Here is a 16,599-nt window from a genome sequence, read left to right on the forward strand (position 1 = left end):
CCTCCCGGTTGCGTGCGGTCAGGCGTAGCATGCAGCTATGGCTGACGGCCAGGATCCCTACGACGACGCCTTGGAGGCGGCCGTGCGGTATGCCCGCGCCTGGCTGGCCAGCCAGTCGAGCCGCAGGGTGGCCCCCACGGCGACGGCGGCCGACCTGGCTGCCGGGTTTGGCGGCCCCTTGCCGGACACCGGAACCCCGGCCGCCGACGTCGTCGGGTTCCTCGCGGAGCGGGCGGAGCCGGGGCTGATGGCGATGCCGTCCGGCCGTTTCTTCGGCTGGGTGATCGGCGGCACCCTTCCGGCCGCCCTGGCCGCGGACTGGCTGGTCAGCGCCTGGGACCAGAATGCGGTGCTGCGCTATGCGGCGCCGGCCGTTTCGGCGATTGAGGAGGCCGCCGGGAACTGGATCGTCGGGCTGCTGGGCCTGCCCGCGGAGTCCGACGTCGGCTTCACCACCGGCGCCACCATGGCGAACTTCGCCGGCCTGGCCGCGGCCCGCTGGCGGCTGCTGGACGACGCCGGCTGGAACGTCGAGCGCGACGGGCTGTTCGGCGCCCCCAGGATCCGCTGCCTTGTAGGCAGGGAACGGCACGACTCCGTGGACCTGGCCCTGCGGTACCTCGGGCTCGGCACCCCCACCCCGGTTCCGGCCGACCGGCAGGGCAGGATCATTCCGGCCGAACTGGAGCGGGAACTGGACCGGCAGGAGGGACCCGGCCCCGCGCTGGTCTGCCTGCAGGCCGGAAACCTGCACTCCGGAGCGTTCGACCCCTTCGCCGAGGCGGTCCGGGTGGCGAAAGACCACGGCGCCTGGGTCCACGTGGACGGGGCTTTTGGGTTGTGGGCCGCCGCCGTGCCCGAACTCGTGGACCTGACGGCCGGGATGGACCTTGCCGACTCCTGGGCCACCGATGCCCACAAGACGCTCAACGTGCCCTACGACTGCGGGATCGTTGTGGTCCGCGACCGGACGGCACTGCGCTCCGCCATGGGGGTGCACACCAGCTACCTGATCCGGGCCGGGGACGGGGCAGGGGATCCGCTCGAGACCGTCCCCGAACTTTCCCGCCGGGCCCGCGGCGTTCCGGTCTGGGCGGCGCTGAAGTCACTGGGCCGCGCAGGGGTGGCCGGCCAGGTCAGGACCCTGGTGCAGCGCGCCGGGGAACTGGCGCGGCGCCTAGCGGCGGTTGACGGGGTGGAGGTCCTGAACGACGTCGACTACACACAGGTTTCGCTGGCCTTCGGCGACGACTCCACCACCCGCGCCGTGACAGCCCGGATCATCGCCGACGGGCGGGTCTGGATGTCCGGCTCGCACTGGCAGGACCGGGACATCCTGCGGATCTCGGTCAGCAACTGGAGCACCGGCGACGGCGACGTGGAGACCGCCGTCGACGCTGTCCGCGACGCACTGGCGGCCGTCCGGGAACAGCCGACCAGTTAGCCCGGCAGGCTGACGGCGTCGCCCGGCTCGGGTAGCTCTTGCGGGACCGGCAGGCCCTCAAGGGTCTTCCCGGTGAGCGTGCTCGCCACCCAGAGGGAGCGGGACAGATCGCCGCCGTGGCCGCGTTTGGCCGCGTACCACAGGGCATTGTCCACCTCCCGGGCTACGGCCCACTGCCGCGCCGTTTCGCCGTCGAGGCCACCGGCTGCGCTGAATTCGGCGCAGCGAGCCAGCAGCGCGGGTCCGGCGCCTGCACGGGGGAGTTCGGCCAGCCGGTTCCAGAGCAGCGGGGCCACGGCGAACTCCGCCTCCCCGATCATGGGCTGCGGGTCGATTGCGGTGAAGCCGCAGGCTCCGGTCTCCCCGCCGGCGGCATCCACAGCCACGGACCGCTCAGGCGAACCGGGCCGGGCAAGGATGTTCAGGAAGTGCAGATCGGTGTGGACCAGCACGTCCGTGCCGGACCGCCGGCCCACCGCGCCCCGGGTCTGGCAGACCTCCAGGGCGGCTTCCAGCAGCCAGCGCGGGAAGGGCCGGCCCAGCCGTTCCCAGGTTTCCGGAAATTCATCGCTCCATTGCTCGGCCCGGGCCGCCACATGGGCGAACTCCCGCCATTCGGGCCGGCTATCCGGGACAAGGCCCAGCTGGCGCATCAGGCCGCCCCAGACCCCGGCGGCGGCGTCCAGGGGTACATCCTGCAGCGAGCGGGCCGCGTCGAGCCGTTCCAGCAGGAGCGCGCCCGCGTCCGGGTCATCCGCGAGGACCCGGACAGCGCCGCGCCCGGCCCACAGTGCGAGGGCATGGCGTTCCAGCAGGGCTTCCTCGTGCGGGTAGGCGATCTTCAGGGCAGCGGCAACGCCGTCCGAGCGCCGGACCGGGACGACGATTGCGCCGTGGCCGTTCCACGGAAGGGCATCCGGGGGCAGGTCGGCTGCGAGCTGCCACTGATCCAGGCACTGGCTCAGCAGAGCGGGGAGCGACGCCAGCCAGGCGCGTCCCTCGCAGCTCGAGCCGTAGCGGCGGCTGAGGTCCGGCGGAATCGGAACGGCGGCTGGACTGGTCATTGCTCCAGCGTAGTGGCCGGTCAGGCCGCGATGCCGCTGGCCCCGAGCCAGTTGCCGATCAGGAACGTCGCCACCAGCGCCGCAGCGCCGCCGATGACCACCCGGACGGCGGCCTTCATTTTCGACCCGCCCCCGATCCAGGCACCGAGGGCTCCGGTCGCCGCGAGGGCAATAAGGACGGCCACGAATGTCAGGGGGACGCGGATGTTTTCCGGCGGCAGCAGGATGGCCAGCATGGGCAGGATCGCGCCGATCAGGAAGGCGATGGCGGAGGCGAAGGCCGCGTGCCAGGGGCTGACGATGTCCGTTTCATCGATGTGCAGTTCGGCCGACAGGTGGGCGCCCAGGGCATCGTGCGCGGTGAGTTCGGTGGCCACCGTGCGGGCGGTCTCCGGGCTGAGCCCCTTGGCCTGATAGATGGCGGCCAGCTCGGCCAGTTCTTCCTCGGGCTGTTCGGCCAGTTCGCGGCGCTCCTTTTCGATCAGCGCCTCCTGGCTGTCCTTTTGGCTGCTGACCGATACGTACTCGCCCAGCGCCATCGAGATGGCCCCGCCGACCACGCCTGCGGCGCCGGCGATGAGGATGGGACCCGAATCCGTGGTGACACCAGCGACGCCGACGACGATCGCGGCGACCGAGACGATGCCGTCATTCGCGCCCAGGACACCTGCGCGGAGCCAGTTGAGGCGGTGCGCAATGTCGTTGTGGTGGGGCTCGTTGTCATGAAGGGCTGCTGCGCCGCTGAGTTCCATGGGTACAGCAAATCACCGGCGGCCCGGGCTGGCCAGTATTGGAAGGCTAAGCAAGGTAAGCCGGACCTTGCCTCCGCCGGCCAGCGATCGGCCAGCGATCGGCCCGGGATCGGCGAGGGATCAGCCCCGATGCGGCCGGGTGTCAGCCGGCCGGCAGGGTGGGGAACGATCCCGGATCAGCGGCCAGCCCGGGGATCGCATCCGTCGTGGCGCCCCAGGCCGCGGCCCGCCGCGCCGCGTCAAGCAGCCCGGCGATGGCCCAGGTCCGGGTCGCCCCGTCGCTGAACGCCACCAGATCGCCGTACGCGGGGAGCGCCGCCGTTTCCAGCGCGGCCAGCCCGGGGCCGGGGGAGGCGAGGAACGCCGGATCCAGGGCGTAGCCGGGCTCCCGGGGAGGTATCGGGGCGCAATGGGCGCGGCTCCACGACTCGGCCCCAGAAATCAGGGCCTCGTGCCGCGCCAGGTAACCGGCCGCCGTCGTCGCCGCGGCGCCGTCAAGGCGGGTCAACGCCACCTGGTAGTCGTACACGGTTTCCAGCTCGGTGCGGATCAGCGCCGCGAGGGCGCCGGACAGGTCGGCGCTGCCGGCAGGGGTCCCGTCGTTTCCGCTGGCAGCGGCCGACGGCGATGCCGAGTCTGCGGGGCAGGAGGCGGCCGGTGCCGGTGCCGCGGCCTCCGGGGCCGCACCGGCCGGTGCCGGATCCGGGATGCCGGCAGCGGCGGCGAGCGACGTGGCCTGCAGCAGCTGGCCCGTCCCGACGGCGGCCAGCAGCCTGGCCATTCCGCCGTCGGCGGTCGCCGCGTCCGCGAGCCGTTGCTGACCGCTGCGGGCCAGCTCCGCAGCCAGCCGGGGCACGGTGGCGGGTGCCGGTGCTTGGGTCGCCGTGGAAGCGGACGGGGATCCCGTAGCCACCGGGGCGGTCTCCGGTCCGGAGCCCAGGAGGGCACGGGCCTGCGTTGTCAGCAAACTCACAGTGCGGGTGATGGAGGGCAGCACTGTCGCGGAAGCGGCGGGGCGGCCCTGCGCGGACGAGGGGGCATTGAGTTGTTGGCCGAGGGTCCGCAAGTGCTGGGCGTCGGCGAGGGCGGCGGCGCGGGCACGCTGGGAAATGGACGCTTCCGGCGGTTTGGGCGGATTCCCGGGGCGAAACACCAGGCCCAGGCTCACCACCACCAGGGCGAGGCAGACCAGGACGGCAACCCTGGGCAGGTGCCGGGGCACCCTGACCCGCCTAAGTTTTTCCCTGCTGTCCTCATTCACAACAGACCATGTTGTCATGCCGGCAGGAAACTGAAGTGCACCATGGCCCCGGGAATATCGCTAGGCTAGTAGACACAACATCATCTAGCGGGAGGCGGGCGGCATCATGACCAACGCAGAAGCCACGACTTCGACAGACCGGACCGGGACGGGGAAGGCTGACGCCGCCCCCGCGCACAATCTGGAAGCCGAGCGCCTCTACGCGCTCCTGGAGCCCGCAGTCCTGGCGAACCGGCTGTACCTGGAAGACGTTTCCATCCACGTTGCCGGCGCCAACCGGGTGGTCCATGTGGTGGTGGACCTTCCGCAGGAAGAGACCGGCGGCGTCAGCCTGGACGTCATTGCAGAGATCTCCAAGACCCTCTCGGACACCCTGGACAACGATCCCGGTTCCGACTCGCGCCCCTACGACCTCGAGGTGTCCTCACCCGGCGTCGGGCGGCCGCTGACCGAGGAACGGCACTGGCACCGCGCCCGCGGCCGGCTTGTGACCGTGAACGTCATCCAGGACGACAACGTCACCGGCCGTATCCAGGCGGTGGACGACGGCGGGGTGACCCTGGTTCCCGAACTGCCCGTCAAAAAGGGGATGAAGCCCAAACAGGGCGACCCCATCAAACTTCCTTTCGACAGGATCCGCAGTGGAAAAGTCGAGATAGAGTTCAGCCACCTCGAAGAGGCCGGTCTGGAGAACGACAATGGACCTTCCGAGGAGGCCTAATGGATATTGACATGAGCGCACTGAGACTCCTGGAGCGTGAGCGTGAAATCCCGCTGGACCTCCTGATTCCGACCATCGAGCAGGCCCTGCTGGTGGCCTATCACAAGACGCCGGGGGCCTTCGAGAAGGCCCGCGCCGAGCTTGACCGGAAGAGCGGCCACGTGACCATCTGGGCCACCGAGATCGACGACGACGGCGCACCCATCGGCGAGTTCGAGGACACCCCGGCCGGCTTCGGCCGCATCGCAGCGAGCACCGCGCGCCAGATCATCCTGCAGCGTCTCCGCGACGCCGAGGACGACAACGTGCTGGGCCAGTTCAAGGGCCGCGAAGGCGAACTCGTAGCCGGCACCATCCAGCAGGGCAACAACCCGCACATGATCCAGGTCAACCTCGGTACGGTGGAGGCGCTCCTGCCCCCGCCCGAACAGGTTCCCGGTGAGAAGTACACCCACGGCAACCGGCTCCGCGCGTTCGTGATCGACGTGCACCGCGGCACCAAGGGCCCGTCCATCACGCTCTCCCGCTCCCACCCCGGCCTCGTCCGGAAACTGTTCGAGCTGGAGGTCCCGGAAATCGCGGACCGCTCGGTCGAGATTGTGGCACTGGCCCGCGAGGCCGGGCACCGCACCAAAATCGCCGTGAAGGCGAACACGCCCGGCATCAACGCCAAGGGTGCGTGCATCGGCGAAATGGGTTCCCGTGTGCGTGCGGTGATGAACGAACTGAACGATGAAAAGATCGACATTGTCGACTTCAGCGACGATCCCGCCGCGTTCATCGCCAGTGCCCTCTCGCCGTCGCGCGTGAATTCGGTCACCATCACGGACGAGGCCACCCGGTCCGCCCGCGTTGTGGTGCCGGACTACCAGCTTTCCCTCGCCATCGGCAAGGAAGGCCAGAACGCGCGCCTGGCGGCCAAGCTCACGGGCTGGCGGATCGACATCGTCTCCGACGCCGCGGAGAACCGCGACAAGTAGACCGCGCCCGGGGTCCATCCACGGACTCCGGGGCCCAGCGTCCGCCGGCCGCCGAACGCCCTCCGTTTCGGGCGTCCGGGGCCGGAGGGGCTAGAATAGACATGACCGCGCCTCACGGCCGGTATCTGTGTGCCTCCGGCACGGCCGGTTTCTGACCGGAAGTCCGGAGGACGGTAATGGCGTGGCTGGCAGGAAGATACTCGTAGTGGCAGAAGTGCAACACCTCGGGAATCAGCCGCAGCGCACGTGCATCGGATGCCGGAAGAAGGGGCTGCGGTCGGAGCTGCTCCGGCTCGTTGCCGACGCCGGCGGATCATCCGCCGTCGTAGTGGATGAACGACGCCGGATGGCTGGCAGGGGAGCATGGCTGCACCCCAGCGAAAAGTGCCTGGCACTGGCGGTCAAACGTCGAGCGTTCGGACGCGCCCTCAACGGCGCTGCCGGAACCGCCGACGTCGAACGCCGGATCATGGCAGGCACGCAAGCAGTGGACACCCCGGTGGCCGCAGCAACAACCGTCCAACCTGAAAGCGGGTCAGAAAACTGATGGAAACCCGATGAGTTCCCAGCGATGAGTGCGCAACGATGACAACTTTGTTGCGCTCTGCAATGGGCCTTCCAGCTGCACTCGCGGCGGAGGCCCGCAGTAAGAAGTAGACGGTTCGTGCCTGGCTCGGTGCGGACCGAGACAGGAGAAATGTGGCCAAGGTCCGCGTACATGAGCTTGCTAAAGAGCTCGGTATTACTTCCAAAGATGCAGTAACCAAACTGCAGGAACTGGGCGAATTCGTTCGCTCCGCCTCTTCCACCATTGAGGCCCCCGTGGTGCGGAAGCTCCGCAACGCCTACCCTGACGCGCCTGCAGCTTCGAAGTCCGAAGCGCCCGCGTCTGCCCCCAAGGCCAGCCCGGCCGCGACACGTCCGGCGCCCGCGCCGGCCCCCGCCGCCCCGAAGGCTGCCGAATCCAAGACTGAAGCTCCGGCTGCACCGGCTGCCCCGGCACCGGCTGAAGCGCCTGCAGCGGCCCCGGCCGCCCCTGCCGCCGACGCCGCTGCTGCTCCGGCCGCTGGCGCCAAGCCGGGCGCACGCCCGGCCCCGAAGGCTGAGACCCCGGCTGCCCCGGCACGCCAGGGCGGTTCGGCTCCCCGGCCGGGCGGACCCCGTCCCGGTAACAACCCGTTCGCCACGTCCCAGGGCATGCCCCGCGGCCGCGGTGGCGACAACGAACGCGGCGCACGTCCGGGTAACAACCCGTTCGCGCCGTCCCAGGGCATGCCGCGTCCGGGCGGAAGCCGCACCGAGGGCGACCGCCCCGGCGGCCCCCGTCCCGCAGCAGGCGCAGGCGGCCCCCGTCCGGGCGCTCCGCGTCCCGCCGGTGCTGCCGGTGCACGTCCGGGCGCACCGCGTCCGGCCGGCGCTCCCGGCGCCCGTCCCGGAGCCGGCGGAAACCGTCCGACTCCCGGCATGATGCCTAACCGCACCGAACGTCCGGCACCCGCAGGTGCAGGCCGTCCCGGTGGCGGCCGCGGCCCGGGCCGTCCGGGTGCTCCCGGCACCGGTGGTCCCGGCGCAGGCGGCGGCGCTCCGGCCGGCGGTGGCTTCGGCAAGGGTGGCCGCGGTCGCGGTGGTACCCAGGGTGCCTTCGGTAAGGGCGGCGCAGGCCGTGGCAAGCAGCGCAAGTCGAAGCGTGCCAAGCGCCAGGAACTGGAGCAGATGAGTGCTCCGTCGCTGGGTGGCGTGAGCGTGCCCCGCGGCGACGGCAACACCGTTGTCCGGCTCCGCCGCGGCTCGTCCATCACGGACTTCGCCGACAAGATCGAGGCAAACCCCGCCGCGCTGGTGACGGTCCTCTTCCACCTCGGCGAAATGGCCACGGCCACGCAGTCGCTGGACGAGGAAACCTTCGCGCTGCTCGGCGAGGAGCTGGGTTACAAGCTGCAGGTTGTTTCGCCGGAAGACGAGGAGCGCGAGCTGCTCTCCGGCTTCGACATCGACTTCGAGGCCGAGCTGGAAGCCGAAGGCGACGACGACCTCGAGGCACGTCCTCCGGTAGTCACCGTTATGGGCCACGTCGACCACGGTAAGACCCGACTGCTCGATGCCATCCGCAAGTCCGACGTTATGGCGGGCGAGCACGGCGGCATTACGCAGCACATCGGTGCCTACCAGGTCACCCACAACCACGAGGGCACCGATCGCAAGATCACCTTCATCGATACCCCGGGCCACGAGGCGTTCACCGCCATGCGTGCCCGTGGTGCGAAGGTCACCGACATCGCCATCCTCGTGGTTGCAGCGGACGACGGCGTTATGCCCCAGACCGTTGAAGCCCTCAACCACGCGCAGGCGGCCAACGTGCCGATCGTTGTGGCCGTGAACAAGATCGACAAGGAAGGCGCCAACCCGGACAAGGTCCGCGGCCAGCTGACCGAGTACGGCCTGGTTCCGGAAGAGTACGGTGGCGACACCATGTTCGTTGAGGTCTCTGCCCGCCAGAACCTCAACATCGACGAGCTGCTCGAGGCTGTCCTGCTCACCGCGGACGCTGCCCTGGACATGCGCGCCAACCCGAACAAGGACGCCCGCGGTATCGCGATCGAAGCAAACCTGGACAAGGGCCGCGGTTCCGTGGCCACTGTTCTGGTCCAGTCCGGTACGTTGCACGTCGGCGACACGATTGTGGCAGGCACGGCCCACGGCCGCGTCCGCGCCATGTTCGACGACGACGGCAGTGCACTGACCGAGGCCGGCCCGTCCCGCCCCGTGCAGGTGCTGGGTCTGTCCAACGTCCCGCGCGCCGGTGACACCTTCTTCGTGACCGCTGACGAGCGCACCGCCCGCCAGATCGCCGAGAAGCGTGAAGCTGCCGACCGCAACGCCGCCCTGGCCAAGCGCCGCAAGCGCATCAGCCTGGAAGACTTCGACCAGGCCGTCGCCGACGGCAAGATCGACACCCTCAACCTCATCCTCAAGGGTGACGTGTCCGGTGCCGTCGAAGCCCTCGAGGACGCGCTGCTCAAGATCGACGTTGGCGAGGGTGTCCAGCTCCGCGTTATCCACCGCGGTGTCGGTGCGATCACGCAGAACGACGTCAACCTGGCAACGGTCGACTCCGCCGTTATCATCGGCTTCAACGTCAAGCCCGCCGAGCGTGTTGCCGAACTGGCAGACCGCGAAGGCGTGGACATGCGCTTCTACTCCGTCATCTACGCAGCAATTGATGACATCGAAGCAGCCCTCAAGGGCATGCTCAAGCCGGAGTACGAAGAGGTCCAGCTTGGCACCGCCGAGGTCCGCGAAGTGTTCCGTTCCTCCAAGTTCGGCAACATTGCAGGCTCGATCGTCCGCTCGGGTGTTATCCGGCGCAACGCCAAGGCCCGCATCAGCCGCGACGGCAAGATCATCGGCGACAACCTCACCGTTGAGACGCTCAAGCGCTTCAAGGACGACGCCACCGAGGTCCGCACGGACTTCGAGTGTGGTATCGGTCTTGGCTCGTACAACGACATCAACGAAGGTGACATCATCGAGACCTTCGAGATGCGCGAGAAGCCGCGCGTCTAAGGTGTGGCTTCACGGGTGGGGCCGTCGGAATTTTCCGGCGGCCCCGCCCCTTCGCTGGGCGGCAATGGATCTACGATCCATTGCCGCCCAGCTTCGGTAGGCCCGATGCCACTCCCGGGCCGCCGGAGAAATTCCAACGGTGGTCCGTCGTTGACTCACCATAGTGCGTGGCAGAAAACTGAAACGAGCGACCCCGCCCCATCGGCGCCGTCGTACATCCAAAATTTTTAGGAGTGGAAATGGCTGATCCCGCACGGGCTGCCAAGTTGGCGCAGCGGATTAAGGTTGTTGTTGCCGAGGCGCTGGGGCGCCGGGTGAAGGATCCCCGGCTTGAGGGCGTGACCGTCACCGACGCACGTGTGACCAACGACCTGCAGCACGCCACGGTCTACTACACCGTCTTCGGCGACGAGGTTGCCCAGTCGGACGCCGCGAAGGGCCTGGAGAAGGCCAAGGGGGTGCTGCGCCAGGAAGTGGGCCGCAACATCACCGTGCGGCTGACGCCGACGCTGGAATTCGTCGCCGACCAGATCCCGGTTGTGGCCTCCAACCTCGAAGAGCTCCTGCGCGCCGCCAAGAAGCGCGACGCCGAGGTAGCTGCCCTCGCGGCCGGTGCCAAGCACGCCGGCGACGCCGACCCGTACAAGAGCGACGTCCCCGAGGACATCGAACTCGACGAAGACGACTTCGATGAGGAAGATACCGACCTCACCGTTGACCGCGACGTCGACGAGGACAGCAACAAGTAGTCCCCACCCGTCATCACCAGCACTGGCCGGACCCGGCAACGGGGCCGGCCAGTGCCGTCTGGGCCCGGAGGACTTTGGACCCTAGGCCCCGGCCTGGCCGGAGCGTCCCATGGAACCATGACTGCGGGCGAGCCCACGGGCGGCGGCCGGCCGTGACGAAGGCCCTGACCAAGTGCCCGGCGTGCGGCACCACCAACCGTGTCCCGGCTACCGGGTCCGGCCGTCCGCGCTGCGGCAAATGCCACGCGCACCTGCCCTGGATCGTGGAGGCCGGCGACGGCGACTTTGCCGCGGTCGCAGAGCAGTCCCCGGTGCCTGCCCTGGTCGATTTCTGGGCCGCCTGGTGCGGCCCGTGCCGGATGGTCAGCCCCGTGCTGGACAAGCTGGCCCGGGAACGCGCCGGACGGGTCAAATTGGTGAAGGTCGACGTCGACACCTCGCCGGACCTGTCCCGGCGCTTCGACGTCCAGGCCATCCCAACGATGCTGGTGGTGTCAGGCGGGAAAGTGGTGGCCCGCCAAACCGGGGCGCCGCCGGCAGCCGCACTGGCTACCTGGCTCGATACCGCACTGTCAGCGCCGCCGTCGGGCGCCTAAACCGCCTAACAACGGTGAGCCCATGCCCAGCAGGAAGCCGAAGTCATACCAGTTGCCGGCCCGTCCCGTGTTGTAGAAGGGGAACTCGCGCCAGGCGCCGAACACGTGCGCAATCAGGATGATCCAGGCCGTGATCCCGTTCCAGATACCCCACAACAAGTCCTGCCACCACATGAGGTCCTCCTCCCGGGCCGCCGCGCACCCGCCCTGAATCCGCCCGCACCCGCGTCCGGTCAGGCTACTGCCTGGTCCGGCCGCGCGGTAGGACTAGAGGGCCCCTCCGCGGGCGGGAAGCCTGCCGACGCCCTCCACAAGCTCCGCCTGGCCCCCGCACAGGGCAATCCGGATCCAGCCCTCGCCGATCGACCCGAACGCGGTACCCGGGGCGAAGGACACTCCGGCGTCCGCGAGGAAGCGCCGCACCCAGGACCGGACGTCGCCGCCGCTGACGTGCGAGACGTCCGCCCAGAGGTAAAAGGCGCCCTGGGCCGTGAGGAAGGGAATGCCCTTGGATTCCAGCACTGCTGAGGCGGCGTCCCGGTTCGCGCGGTAGTGCGCGTGGGCGTGGCTGACGTAGTCCTGCGGTCCGGTCAGGGCCGCGAGGGCAGCGTACTGCGAGGGTGATGCCACGCAGGAGACGATCGCCTCCATCACGTTGTTCATCTGCTGTTCGAGCCCGGGCGGGCAGACCAGCGCGCCGATCCGCAAGCCCGTCAGGCCGTAGGTTTTGGACAGGGTCAGGGAGGTGAACACCCGGGCCTCGCCGGGAACGTCGCTGTCGAACCGCGCCGGGCTGACATGCGGGACGTCGTAGGTGAAGGCCTCGTAACACTCGTCCGAAATGATCCAGAGGTCGTGCCGGACGGCCAGCTCCACCAGGCTGCGGGTGAGGTCGGCGCCCAGGACCGCACCAAGCGGGTTGGACGGGGAGTTGAGCACCAGGACCTTGGTGCGCGGCGTGATCAGGGCCTCGATGTCTTCGACCCGGGGCTGGAACGCGTGGTCCGGGTACAGCGGGTACTCCACGGGGACGGCGTGCAACAGCCGGCTCGTCATCGCGAACGTGGGATAGCCCGGGTTGGGGATCAGGATCTCGTCGCCGGGGGAGAGCAGCAGGGTCATCGCGAAATGCAGGCCCTGCTGGGCGCCGTCGACCACGTACACGCGGTCCGCGCCCACCGGCGTCGCATTGTGTTCCCGGAACCTCGCCGCGAACGCTTCTCTGAGCGCGGGAATGCCGGCGTTGGGCGTGTAGTTGGTCTCGTCCCGGTCCAGGCACGCCATCCCGGCGGCGAGGATGTGGCGGGGGAGGGCGAAACCCGGCTCGCCGATGCTGAGCACAATCGCGCCGGGCGTGTGCCAGGCGGCCTCGGTAATCTCGCGGATCTGGTTGACGGGTACGTCGCGGACGTGGGCTGCAAGCTCGGGCATGTCTGCCATCCTAGCCGCGGACGGAGTCCGGACCGGGGGCATCTTCGGCGCGGATATACTGGGAGGCGTGCTTTCTGGACTGGTGATAGTGGACAAGCCGCAAGGCTGGACCAGCCACGATGTGGTTGGACGGATGCGGCGGATCGCCGGTACCCGAAAGGTGGGCCACGCCGGGACCCTTGATCCGATGGCCACGGGGGTGCTGGTGCTCGGGATCAACAAGGCGACCCGCCTCCTGACCTACATCGTGGGAACCTCCAAGACGTACACCGCCACCATCCGTCTGGGTGAGTCGACCATTACTGACGACGCCGAGGGCGAGGTCACTGCCACGGCCAGCGCCGCCGCCGTGACCGAGGACGCCGTCCGCGCCGGGATCGCAGAGCTGACGGGGGAAATCCAGCAGGTCCCCAGCAGTGTCAGCGCCATCAAGGTCAACGGCGAGCGTGCCTATGCCCGGGTCCGCTCCGGTGAAGAGGTCAAACTCGCCGCGCGTCCCGTGACCATCCACCGCTTCGAGCTCCATGAGCTCCGCCGGGCCAACGACGGCGAGGCCCTGGACCTCGATGTCACCGTGGAGTGTTCATCCGGGACGTACATCCGTGCCCTCTCTCGGGACCTCGGCGGCGCCCTGGGCGTCGGCGGCCACCTCACCGCGCTGCGCCGGACACAGGTGGGGCCCTACACGCTGGACCAGGCGCGCACCCTCGAAGAGCTCGCCGAGGAACTGAACGTGCTGGAGATGTCGCAGGCCGCCCGGGCGCTGATGCCCAACCGCGACCTCACCGCTGAAGAGACCACGGAGCTGTCCTTCGGGCGGCGGATCTCCGCCGGTGCTGCCGCAGGGACACCGGGGGCCGCGACGCCGGAACAGCCTGCCGCTGCCTTCGCGCCCGACGGTTCCCTCGTGGCCCTCCTGGCCGACGCCGGCAGCTACGCCAAACCCGTGCTGGTTTTCGCGCCGGACAACGAGAAGCCGGCGGGCTGAGCGTGGACGCGTACTTCTACATCATCCTGGTGGTCGGTTTGCTCTCCACCCTGCTGTGCCTGGGCGCCGGCATCATGAAGAAGGCCCCGAACGATGCCACCATCCTGTCGGTGGCCGCCGTTGAACTGTCCCTGCTGGTGTACCTGGTTGGTTCGATTGTCCGGGTCGCCTCGGGGGAGCGGATCGCCGGTGAGCCCTGGGAATTCTGGGGATATCTGGTCACCGCGCTGATGCTTCCCGTCGGTGCGGTGTACTGGTCCATCCTGGAACGCACCCGGTGGAGCAATTTTGTGCTGGCGGCTGTCGGCGTCACCGCGCTGGTGATGGCGGCCCGAATGAACCAGATCTGGTACTGACGTGGAAGAGGCAAAGAAGAACATGGCAGCTCCCCAACAAGGCACTGGCGACTCCGGAACTACGGCGGCGGCCGCAGGCGGCACGGAGGCTACGGCCCCGGCGTCGACTCCGGCGTCGACTCCGGCGTCGGACGCTCCCGCCGGCGGCACAGATGCTACGGCCGGCGGCACAGCCGCGGCGGCGAAGGACACGCGCAATACCGGCCCCGGCCGGCTGCTGATCGCGGTCTATGCGGTGTTCGCCCTCTCGGCCACGGCGCGGGCCGGGTACCAGATCCTGACGAAGTTCTCCGAAGCGCCGCTGGCGTACCTGCTGTCGGCGTTTGCCGCCGTCGTCTACATCGTGGCGACTGTCTCGCTCGCGAAAGCCGGACGTACCTGGTTCAAGGTCTCCGTGACGGCAGTGCTGGTGGAGCTGGTCGGCGTCCTTGTGGTCGGCGCACTCAGCCTGTTCGACTCGGTGAACTTCCCCCATGAAACGGTCTGGTCCTTGTTCGGCCGGGGCTACGGATTCATTCCGCTGCTGCTGCCCATCCTCGGTCTGAGCTGGCTGTACCGCCGGCGGCCCGCGCCGCGACGGCCCTAGACGCAGGCAGCAGCACAATCCTTCCGACCCGGGACGGGTCCTTGCCGCGATGACGGCCGTGCACGGATTAGTAAGCAAACTTGCCAAAGTCATAGTAAGCATGCTTATTGTAGTGTGGGAGCAACGCCGCGGATAGCGGCGCACCCAGGTGGGTCCAGCGGAGCCAGGGAGGCATCATGAGGATTATGAACGCCGTTCCCCGAGCAGGATGGGAATCCGGTCAGGCCGGTACACGCCGCGATACGCCATGTGCGGCGCGCAGCATTCTTAGCCGACTGGGGCGCCGCGGATGAGCGCCGAATCGGAGCTAAAAAAATGGCGGACGGACCAGTTGCTGTCCATGGCCGCGCGGCTGGTCGAACGCCGCAAGGACCAGGCATTGGCGGCGTTGGGTTTGACCCATGCCGCAGTCATCGCCCTCCAGGGCCTCGCCGGAGGGCCACTCAATCAGGAGCAACTGGCGCGCCGGATCGCGGTGCAAAGCCAGTCCCTGGGCAAGGTTTTGCTGCGGCTTGAAGAGTCGGGCCTGGTCAGCCGGACCAAGGACCAGCGCGACCGCCGACAGTTCTCGGTGGCGCTGACGGCCTCCGGCAGCACCGCACTGGCGACGGCGCATCAGATCGAGCGCGACGCCCTCCCCGAAGACATCGAAGGCTGGACCACGCTGCAGCACGATCTGGTGAGGATCCTGGCGGCCTTCGAGGTTCCTGGCCGGTCCTAGAGCCGGGCGGTACTAGGCCCGGGAACCGTGGACTAAGCCGGGAAGCCGGTGACTAGGACCGGGAACCGGGCAACGGGGTGGCCATCGCGTCGGGTTCCTGAAGTCCGCGGCGCAACGCCGGCCAAGCGGCCGCAAACCCCGGGTGCAGCTCCTTCTGGCTCACGGCGTCGAGCGTGACCCATTGCAGTTCGATACTCTCGGGGTCGCTGATCTCCGCTTCGAAGGGCTCGATCACCTGCGCGGCCACGGTCGTGTAGGACCAATATCCGACGTCGAACACCGAGGTAAAAAGTACGCGGACCGAACCGGGCGGAACGGCGGCCTCCTCGTGGGCCTCCCGGAGCGCGCCGTTGACGGCGTCCTCACCCTGATGCAATGCCCCGCCGGGGAGCCCCCACGTTCCGCCTTGGTCGCTCCACGTGGCGCGGTGCTGCAAGAGCACACCCTTCGCCGCGTCGTGCACAAGCAACCCCGCAGAACCGAACCGGCCCCAGAAGCGGCCGTGTTCGCCCTCCACCCAGGCATCGCCGGGGTCGCGTGGCCCCAGTGGCCGGCGCGGCCCAAGGTAAGGCCCCGGAGCCTGCCCTTCAGGGGACGACGATCCGGAGGGGTTCGGTGTGGCAGGGTCAGTCATGCTGCCAGTCTGCCATTTCTGCGGGCGGCACGCGCCGGGATGGGCCTGCCCGCGTAGCGTGAGCTCATAATCCCGGTGGTCGCTATTATGTCGTACCCCCTTGGGAGACTTGGTTTATGGGAAGCGGTGCAGCTCTCGCGTTTCGTCCGGCTGGTGGGCCGGACGGTGATCAGCGCGGGGCGCAGCCGGGCTGTGAGCTTGCGGGCGGTGCGGTGTTGGGTCGGGTGCTGGAGGACTTGCGGGGGTTGAGCGCGACGGCGGCCGCGGACGCCGCGTTGTTCGGGATCGGTGAGGCCGCGGAGTTCGCCGCCCGGGTCGAGGAGATCTCCCGGACCGTGGAATACCTGCAACTGATCGGCGCGGCCGCGGTCGAACGCACCCGCACCGAAGCCGCTGCCACCAATGACCCGGTCCTGGATGACGGGTACCGGCGGGCCGGGGATTTCCTCCGCGCCCGCCTGCACATCAGCGCCACCGAAGCCCACCGCCGGCTCGCCCTGGCCGGGACCGTGCTGCCCCGCACCGGGAGCACCGGCCAGCCCCTGGCACCCCGGCACGAGGAACTCGGCGCCGCCCTCGCCAACGGAACCGTCGGTTCCCGGCCCGCCACGATCATCAGCCAGGCCCTGGACCGGGTCCGGCCCGTCACCGACCCCGGGACCAGCACCCGGATGGAACACGCCCTGACCGCCACCGCCACCGAGTACGACCCGGACTTCCTCACCCGCATCGCCCGCCGCTGGATCGACGCC

At 69.1% G+C, this 16,599-nt stretch carries 18 protein-coding genes; 12 read left to right on the forward strand and 6 right to left on the reverse strand.

From position 1 onward, the window contains the following. The first annotated feature begins 37 nt into the window (after positions 1 to 37). The gene (locus AC1DHY_RS14165; RefSeq protein WP_476879515.1) at positions 38 to 1,444 is read left to right on the forward strand and encodes a pyridoxal phosphate-dependent decarboxylase family protein; all 1,407 of its coding nucleotides are present in this window, start codon (positions 38 to 40) and stop codon (positions 1,442 to 1,444) included. Here AC1DHY_RS14165 and AC1DHY_RS14170 read toward each other — a convergent pair. The 3 genes from AC1DHY_RS14170 to AC1DHY_RS14180 form a co-directional block, all read right to left on the reverse strand. Further along, positions 1,441 to 2,508 (reverse strand): aminoglycoside phosphotransferase family protein, encoded by a 1,068-nt coding sequence (locus AC1DHY_RS14170; RefSeq protein WP_476903791.1) that lies wholly within the window; start codon positions 2,506 to 2,508, stop codon positions 1,441 to 1,443. The genes AC1DHY_RS14165 and AC1DHY_RS14170 overlap by 4 nt on opposite strands. A 20-nt stretch (positions 2,509 to 2,528) precedes the next feature. After that, positions 2,529 to 3,260, reverse strand: a complete 732-nt coding sequence (locus AC1DHY_RS14175; RefSeq protein ID WP_476879517.1) for a VIT1/CCC1 transporter family protein — start codon at positions 3,258 to 3,260, stop codon at positions 2,529 to 2,531. Between the two features lie 142 nt (positions 3,261 to 3,402). Next, positions 3,403 to 4,482 (reverse strand): DUF4439 domain-containing protein, encoded by a 1,080-nt coding sequence (locus AC1DHY_RS14180; RefSeq protein ID WP_476879518.1) that lies wholly within the window; start codon positions 4,480 to 4,482, stop codon positions 3,403 to 3,405. Positions 4,483 to 4,627: 145 nt separating this feature from the next. Here AC1DHY_RS14180 and AC1DHY_RS14185 point away from each other — a divergent pair, with 145 nt between their 5' ends. From AC1DHY_RS14185 to trxA, 6 genes are all read left to right on the forward strand, one after another. Then, positions 4,628 to 5,242: a ribosome maturation factor RimP gene (locus AC1DHY_RS14185; protein ID WP_476879519.1), complete on the forward strand. Its 615-nt coding sequence runs from the start codon at positions 4,628 to 4,630 to the stop codon at positions 5,240 to 5,242. Next, on the forward strand, positions 5,242 to 6,222 hold the full coding sequence (gene nusA / locus AC1DHY_RS14190; RefSeq protein WP_476903792.1) for a transcription termination factor NusA: 981 nt from the start codon (positions 5,242 to 5,244) through the stop codon (positions 6,220 to 6,222). Before AC1DHY_RS14185 ends, nusA begins: the two co-directional genes overlap by 1 nt. Positions 6,223 to 6,427: 205 nt before the next feature. Continuing rightward, on the forward strand, positions 6,428 to 6,769 hold the full coding sequence (locus tag AC1DHY_RS14195) for a YlxR family protein (protein ID WP_476880634.1): 342 nt from the start codon (positions 6,428 to 6,430) through the stop codon (positions 6,767 to 6,769). 152 nt (positions 6,770 to 6,921) lie between these two features. Beyond that, entirely contained in the window at positions 6,922 to 9,786 is a 2,865-nt protein-coding gene (gene infB, locus AC1DHY_RS14200; RefSeq protein ID WP_476903793.1) for a translation initiation factor IF-2, read from the forward strand. Between the two features lie 239 nt (positions 9,787 to 10,025). Beyond that, positions 10,026 to 10,535, forward strand: a complete 510-nt coding sequence (rbfA, locus tag AC1DHY_RS14205) for a 30S ribosome-binding factor RbfA (protein ID WP_476880628.1) — start codon at positions 10,026 to 10,028, stop codon at positions 10,533 to 10,535. A gap of 152 nt (positions 10,536 to 10,687) precedes the next feature. Further along, positions 10,688 to 11,131 (forward strand): thioredoxin, encoded by a 444-nt coding sequence (trxA, locus tag AC1DHY_RS14210; RefSeq protein WP_476880629.1) that lies wholly within the window; start codon positions 10,688 to 10,690, stop codon positions 11,129 to 11,131. On the opposite strand, the gene AC1DHY_RS14215 is transcribed toward trxA, so the two are convergent. Together AC1DHY_RS14215 and AC1DHY_RS14220 are read right to left on the reverse strand one after the other, a co-directional pair. Beyond that, on the reverse strand, positions 11,108 to 11,305 hold the full coding sequence (locus tag AC1DHY_RS14215; RefSeq protein ID WP_476880630.1) for a hypothetical protein: 198 nt from the start codon (positions 11,303 to 11,305) through the stop codon (positions 11,108 to 11,110). The two genes, trxA and AC1DHY_RS14215, sit on opposite strands and share 24 nt — an antisense overlap. A 93-nt stretch (positions 11,306 to 11,398) precedes the next feature. Next, positions 11,399 to 12,562, reverse strand: coding sequence for a pyridoxal phosphate-dependent aminotransferase (locus AC1DHY_RS14220; protein WP_476903794.1), 1,164 nt, complete (start codon positions 12,560 to 12,562; stop codon positions 11,399 to 11,401). Positions 12,563 to 12,629: 67 nt separating this feature from the next. On the opposite strand from AC1DHY_RS14220, the gene truB reads away from it, so the two are divergent. The 4 genes from truB to AC1DHY_RS14240 all read left to right on the forward strand — a co-directional run bounded on the left by truB (position 12,630) and on the right by AC1DHY_RS14240 (position 15,213). Then, a complete protein-coding gene (truB, locus tag AC1DHY_RS14225; RefSeq protein WP_476880690.1) occupies positions 12,630 to 13,550 on the forward strand; it encodes a tRNA pseudouridine(55) synthase TruB in 921 nt (306 codons plus the stop codon). Between the two features lie 2 nt (positions 13,551 to 13,552). Further along, on the forward strand, positions 13,553 to 13,906 hold the full coding sequence (locus AC1DHY_RS14230) for a hypothetical protein (RefSeq protein ID WP_476880691.1): 354 nt from the start codon (positions 13,553 to 13,555) through the stop codon (positions 13,904 to 13,906). Positions 13,907 to 13,928: 22 nt separating this feature from the next. Continuing rightward, on the forward strand, positions 13,929 to 14,492 hold the full coding sequence (locus AC1DHY_RS14235) for a hypothetical protein (protein ID WP_476903795.1): 564 nt from the start codon (positions 13,929 to 13,931) through the stop codon (positions 14,490 to 14,492). Between the two features lie 289 nt (positions 14,493 to 14,781). After that, on the forward strand, positions 14,782 to 15,213 hold the full coding sequence (locus tag AC1DHY_RS14240) for a MarR family winged helix-turn-helix transcriptional regulator (protein ID WP_476879098.1): 432 nt from the start codon (positions 14,782 to 14,784) through the stop codon (positions 15,211 to 15,213). Between the two features lie 52 nt (positions 15,214 to 15,265). Here AC1DHY_RS14240 and AC1DHY_RS14245 read toward each other — a convergent pair whose 3' ends face one another. Beyond that, positions 15,266 to 15,847, reverse strand: a complete 582-nt coding sequence (locus AC1DHY_RS14245) for an NUDIX domain-containing protein (protein WP_476879099.1) — start codon at positions 15,845 to 15,847, stop codon at positions 15,266 to 15,268. A 245-nt stretch (positions 15,848 to 16,092) separates the two neighbouring features. Here AC1DHY_RS14245 and AC1DHY_RS14250 point away from each other — a divergent pair. Continuing rightward, positions 16,093 to 16,599 (forward strand): DUF222 domain-containing protein (locus tag AC1DHY_RS14250; protein ID WP_476903796.1); only part of this gene is annotated, 507 nt, incomplete at its 3' end.

The sequence above is a fragment of the Arthrobacter sp. 05L44 genome, from assembly GCF_056397605.1.

Excerpts from the sequence above, each read along its gene's own strand:
- nusA (WP_476903792.1), top strand. The coding sequence starts at position 5,242 with ATGGATATTGACATGAGCGCACTGAGACTCCTGGAGCGTGAGCGTGAA.
- AC1DHY_RS14170 (WP_476903791.1), bottom strand. The coding sequence starts at position 2,508 with ATGACCAGTCCAGCCGCCGTTCCGATTCCGCCGGACCTCAGCCGCCGC.
- AC1DHY_RS14175 (WP_476879517.1), bottom strand. The coding sequence starts at position 3,260 with ATGGAACTCAGCGGCGCAGCAGCCCTTCATGACAACGAGCCCCACCAC.
- rbfA (WP_476880628.1), top strand. The coding sequence starts at position 10,026 with ATGGCTGATCCCGCACGGGCTGCCAAGTTGGCGCAGCGGATTAAGGTT.
- AC1DHY_RS14220 (WP_476903794.1), bottom strand. The coding sequence starts at position 12,562 with ATGCCCGAGCTTGCAGCCCACGTCCGCGACGTACCCGTCAACCAGATC.
- AC1DHY_RS14245 (WP_476879099.1), bottom strand. The coding sequence starts at position 15,847 with ATGACTGACCCTGCCACACCGAACCCCTCCGGATCGTCGTCCCCTGAA.
- AC1DHY_RS14240 (WP_476879098.1), top strand. The coding sequence starts at position 14,782 with ATGAGCGCCGAATCGGAGCTAAAAAAATGGCGGACGGACCAGTTGCTG.
- AC1DHY_RS14185 (WP_476879519.1), top strand. The coding sequence starts at position 4,628 with ATGACCAACGCAGAAGCCACGACTTCGACAGACCGGACCGGGACGGGG.
- AC1DHY_RS14165 (WP_476879515.1), top strand. The coding sequence starts at position 38 with ATGGCTGACGGCCAGGATCCCTACGACGACGCCTTGGAGGCGGCCGTG.
- AC1DHY_RS14235 (WP_476903795.1), top strand. The coding sequence starts at position 13,929 with ATGGCAGCTCCCCAACAAGGCACTGGCGACTCCGGAACTACGGCGGCG.
- AC1DHY_RS14215 (WP_476880630.1), bottom strand. The coding sequence starts at position 11,305 with ATGTGGTGGCAGGACTTGTTGTGGGGTATCTGGAACGGGATCACGGCC.